Below are 5,089 nucleotides of genomic sequence, written 5' to 3'. Positions count from 1 at the left end.
GCAACGCCGTCCGCTACGCCGACCCCGGCCTCGGCCCGGTCGCCGACGTGCTGGACGCCGCCCGCCGGCTGGTCCCCGTCGACCCGGCCAGGGGGCTGGACTCCGGCGAGGCCTGGCTCAAGGACCAGGGCGCCATGCTGGGAGCGGCCGAGCGGGTGGTGGAGGCCGCGGGCTTCCGGCGCGAGGCCGCCCTCCGGCTGCTGGACCAGACGCGGGCCACGGCCGCCGAATGCCTGGTCGACCCCGAGGACGACCTCGGCATGGGCAGCGTCCACTTCCCCGAACCCCACCTCGTCGGCGCCGGCCGCCGCACCGCCCAGCGGACGCTGGCCTCCCGGGCGGCGGCGGGCATGGTGCTGCGCGGGTACGCCGGCCGCCGGGAGTACTGGGAGCGGATGCACCACGAGCTGGACATCATCGCCCACCACGGCTTCGCCTCCTACTTCCTCACCGTCTCCCAGGTCGTCGACGACGTACGGGACATGGGCATCCGGGTCGCCGCACGCGGTTCCGGTGCCGGCTCCCTGGTCAACCACCTCCTCGGCATCGCGCACGCCGACCCGGTCGAGCACGGGCTGCTGATGGAACGCTTCCTGTCCAGGGAGCGGGTCGTGCTGCCCGACATCGACATCGACGTGGAGTCCGCGCGGCGCCTGGAGGTGTACCGCGCGATCATCGGCCGGTTCGGTACCGAGCGGGTCGCCACGGTCGCCATGCCGGAGACCTACCGGGTGCGCCACGCCGTCCGGGACGTCGGCGCGGCGCTGTCCATGGACCCGGCCGAGATCGACCGGATCGCCAAGTCCTTCCCGCACATCCGCGCCCGCGACGCCCGCGCGGCGCTCGAGGAACTGCCCGAACTGCGGGAGCTGGCGGGGGAGAAGGAGAGGTACGGCAGGCTGTGGGAGCTGGTCGAGGCCCTCGACGCGCTCCCGCGCGGTGTCGCCATGCACCCCTGCGGCGTCCTGCTGTCCGACGCCTCCCTGCTGACCCGTACGCCGGTCATGCCCACCAGCGGCGAGGGCTTCCCCATGGCGCAGTTCGACAAGGACGACGTGGAGGACCTCGGACTGCTCAAGCTCGATGTGCTGGGCGTGCGGATGCAGTCGGCGATGGCGCATGCGGTCACCGAGGTGGAACGGGCGACGGGGGAGCGGATCGACCTGGACGCGGTGCCGGAGGGCGACCCGGCGACGTACGGGCTCATCCGGTCCACCGAGACGCTCGGCTGCTTCCAGATCGAGTCGCCGGGCCAGCGGGACCTGGTCGGACGGCTCCAGCCGTCGACCTTCCACGACCTGGTCGTGGACATCTCCCTCTTCCGGCCCGGTCCGGTCGCCGCCGACATGGTGCGCCCGTTCATCGAGGCGCGGCACGGGCGGGCGCCGGTGCGCTATCCGCACCCGGACCTTCAGGAGCCGCTGAAGGGGACCTACGGGGTGGTCGTCTTCCACGAACAGGTCATCGACATCGTGGCCACCCTGACCGGCTGCGGGCGCGGCGAGGCGGACCGGGTGCGGCGCGGGCTGTCCGACCCGGAGTCGCAGGGGCGGATCAAGGCCTGGTTCGCGCAGCGGGCGGCGGCCCGCGGCTATGACGCGGAAACGATTCAGCGCACCTGGGAGATCGTCGAGGCCTTCGGGTCCTACGGCTTCTGCAAGGCGCACGCGGTCGCCTTCGCCGTACCGACGTACCAGTCGGCGTGGCTGAAGGCGCACCACCCGGCCGCCTTCTACGCGGGGCTGCTCACCCACGACCCCGGGATGTACCCGAAGCGGCTGCTGCTGGCGGACGCGCGGCGGCGCGGGGTGCCGGTGCTGCCGCTGGATGTGAACAAGTCGGGGATCGCCCACAGGATCGAACTGGTGTCTGAATCACAGAGGGCGAAGGGCCCGAAGGATCCGCAGGGGTCGAAGGGCCCGGGGGAAGCGTGGGGGCTCCGGCTGGCGCTCTCCGACGTGCACGGCATCAGCGAGGCCGAGGCCGCCCGGATCGCCGGGGGACAGCCGTACGCCTCCCTGCTCGACTTCTGGGAGCGGGCCCGCCCCAGCCGCCCCCTCGCCGGACGCCTCGCCCAGGTCGGCGCGCTGGACGCGTTCGGCGCCAACCGCCGTGATCTGCAACTGCACCTGACCGAACTGCACCGGGGCGCCCGCGGCGGACGCGGCGACCAGCTCCCCCTGTCCGGCGGCCGGAGGACCGCCCCGGCCGGACTGCCCGACCTCACCTCGTCGGAGAGGCTCAGCGCCGAACTGGGCGTGCTGTCCATGGACGCCTCACGTCATCTGATGGACGACCACGGCACCTTCCTCGAGGAACTGGGCGTGCTCTCCGCGCGGCGGCTGCGCGAGGCCCGGCACGGGGACACCGTGCTGGTCGCGGGCGCCAAGGCGGCCACCCAGACCCCGCCCATCCGCTCCGGCAAGCGGGTCATCTTCTCCACCCTGGACGACGGCACGGGCCTGGTCGACCTCGCCTTCTTCGACGACTCCCACGACGCCTGCGCCCACACCGTCTTCCACTCCTGGCTGCTGCTGGTGCGCGGGGTGGTGCAGCGGCGGGGCCCGCGCAGCTTCAGCGTGGTCGGCTCCGCCGCCTGGAATCTCGCCGACCTGCTGGAGATCCGCCGGGAGGAAGGGCTGGAGGGAGTCGCCGCGCGGCTCGCCGAGCCGGCCGGAACCGGCTCGGAATCCGGCGGCGACGACGACGGTGACGGCCCGGCCCGCAGGCGGCTCGCCGGTTCGGACGGACGGCCCGCGCCGGCCGGCTCCGCGGCCCGGGACCCGATGGAGGACAGAACGATCCGCATGCCCACGGGGTACGAGATGCACCCCTGGGCCGATCTGCGCCCCGCGGGCGAAGGGCCCGCGGTGGGAAGGAAGTTGTGGCACCAGAGTCCGGGGAGTGCGGGATGACCATTCTCTGCGTACGTTTCCAGCTGCCTCCGATGTGCGAGGCCGCCCTGCCGGGGCTGCTCGGCCTGCTGGAGGAGTTCACCCCCGTCGTCCAGGCCCTGCCGCCGGACGGGGCGCTGGCCGATCTGCGCGGCGCCGAACGGTACTTCGGGCGCACGGCCCTCGAACTGGCCTCGGTGATCCGGGTGCGCGCCCTCGCCCTGCACGGCGTCGACTGCGTGATCGGCGCCGGCCCCGGCCCGATGCTGGCCCGCATGGCCCTGCGGGACGCCCGGCCGGGACTGACCCGCGCGGTGCCCGAGGACGAGGTGCGGGAGTTCCTCGCCGGCCGGCCCGTCGTCGCGCTGCCCGGCGTCGGCACCAGGACGGCCCGCACCCTGTGCGAGTACGGTCTCGACACCCTCGGCCGGGTCGCCGCCGCCCCGCTGTCCACGCTCCAGCGGCTGGTGGGCGCCAGGACGGGGCGCGAACTGCACGAGAAGGCGAACGGTGTCGACCGCGGCCGGGTCGTCCCGAACGCGGTCTCCCGGTCGCTGGCCACCGAACGCCCCTTCACCCGCGACGAACTGGACCCCGGCCGGCACCGCCGCGCCCTGCTCTCGGCCGCCGAGGAACTGGGCGCCCGGCTGCGCGCCCTCGACAAGGTCTGCCGCGGTCTCACCCTCACCGTGCGTTACGCCGACAGGTCCGCGACCACCCGTACCCGCACCCTCCCCGAGCCGACCGCGCACTCGGCCGCGCTCACCGGGGCGGCGTACGCCCTGTACGAGGCGCTCGGTCTGCAACGCGCCCGGGTCCGCTCGATCGCTCTCCGCGCGGAGGGTCTCGACCCCGCCGAACGGGCCTCCCACCAGCTCACCTTCGATCCGGTGGACGAGAAGGCACGCAGGATCGAGGAGGTCGCGGACCGGGCGCGGGCGAAGTTCGGCCCCCGCGCGGTGATGCCGGGCACGCTGGCCGCGTAGCACCCGGCATCCCCGGCCGGTCCACGGCGGCACGACGCGCGGGCCCGGGGCGAGGTGCCGGGTGAGCTGCGGGCTCTGGCCGGGCGGTTGCTGCGTCACGCGCCCGGCGGGCCGATTCGACCCCATTGGTGACGCATTATCAGGTGACGGAGATCGCGCGCCGGTCAAGGCCGGAAGTTTTTACCGACCCGTAACTTCCCCTCTTTGCTACCCACCCGTAACTTGACGAGTGAACAGCATCCTCGTGATCCGGATCACAGGGCGTAGGACCCCACCCTTCCCCCTCGAACCGCAAGGAGATCACACGATGCTGCCCTGGAAGCGGGTGATCAGACCGCTGGCCGCGTTCCTCCTGGCCGCCGCGGCCGTCACCGTCCCCTCCGCGAGTGCCCAGGCCGCCGCCGCGCCCAGCTCCGGCTGGAACGACTACACGTGCGTGCCCTCCGCCGCCCATCCCCGCCCCGTCGTCCTGGTCCACGGCACCTTCGGCAACTCCGTCGACAACTGGCTCGGCCTCGCGCCGTATCTGAAGCACCGCGGCTACTGCGTCTTCTCCCTCGACTACGGCCGGCTCCCCGGCGTCCCCTTCCTCCACGGCCTCGGGCCCGTCGAGAAGTCCGCCGAAGAGCTCGACGCCTTCGTCGACACCGTGCTCGCCGCGACCGGCGCCGACGAGACCGACATCGTCGGCCACTCCCAGGGCGGCATGATGCCGCGCCACTACCTCAAGTTCCTCGGCGGAGCGGACGAGGTGAACGCCCTCGTCGGTATCGCGCCCAGCAACCACGGCACCACCCTCGGCGGGCTCACCGCGCTGCTGCCGTACTTCCCGGGCGCCGAGGACCTGCTGAGCGAGGCCACCCCCGCCCTCGCCGACCAGGTCGCCGGCTCCGACTTCCTCGCCCGGCTCAACGCGGGCGGCGACACCGTGCCCGGCGTCCGCTACACCGTTATCGCCACCCGGTACGACCAGGTCGTCACCCCGTACCGCAGCGCCTTCCTGACCGGACCGAACGTGCGCAACGTACTGCTCCAGGACCTCTGTCCGGTCGACCTGTCCGGGCACGTGGCCATCGGACTGTTCGACCGGATCGCGTTCCACGAAGTGGCCAACGCCCTCGACCCGGCCCGGGCGAAACCGACCACCTGCGCCTCGGTGTTCAGCTGACACGTGTCGGTACGCGGCGCACGCGCGGGGGCCCTGTCCGG

At 73.3% G+C, this 5,089-nt stretch carries 3 protein-coding genes; all 3 read left to right on the top strand.

What is annotated here, in order from left to right; all coding sequences use genetic code 11:
• On the top strand, nt 1-2,915 hold a 2,915-nt coding region (gene dnaE, locus B9S61_RS37635; protein WP_103546179.1), incomplete at its 5' end, for a DNA polymerase III subunit alpha.
• Entirely contained in the window at nt 2,912-3,880 is a 969-nt protein-coding gene (locus tag B9S61_RS37630; protein WP_103546178.1) for a hypothetical protein, read from the top strand. The genes dnaE and B9S61_RS37630, both read left to right, overlap by 4 nt.
• A 307-nt stretch (nt 3,881-4,187) precedes the next feature.
• Entirely contained in the window at nt 4,188-5,048 is an 861-nt protein-coding gene (locus B9S61_RS37625) for a triacylglycerol lipase (RefSeq protein WP_103546177.1), read from the top strand.
• Nucleotides 5,049-5,089: the final 41 nt, after the last annotated feature.

Origin of the sequence: Streptomyces sp. SM1, assembly GCF_002910825.1 — a bacterium.
Classification (GTDB): Bacteria; Actinomycetota; Actinomycetes; order Streptomycetales; family Streptomycetaceae; genus Streptomyces; species Streptomyces okerensis.
This window is presented reverse-complemented; position numbering and strand designations above follow the sequence as displayed.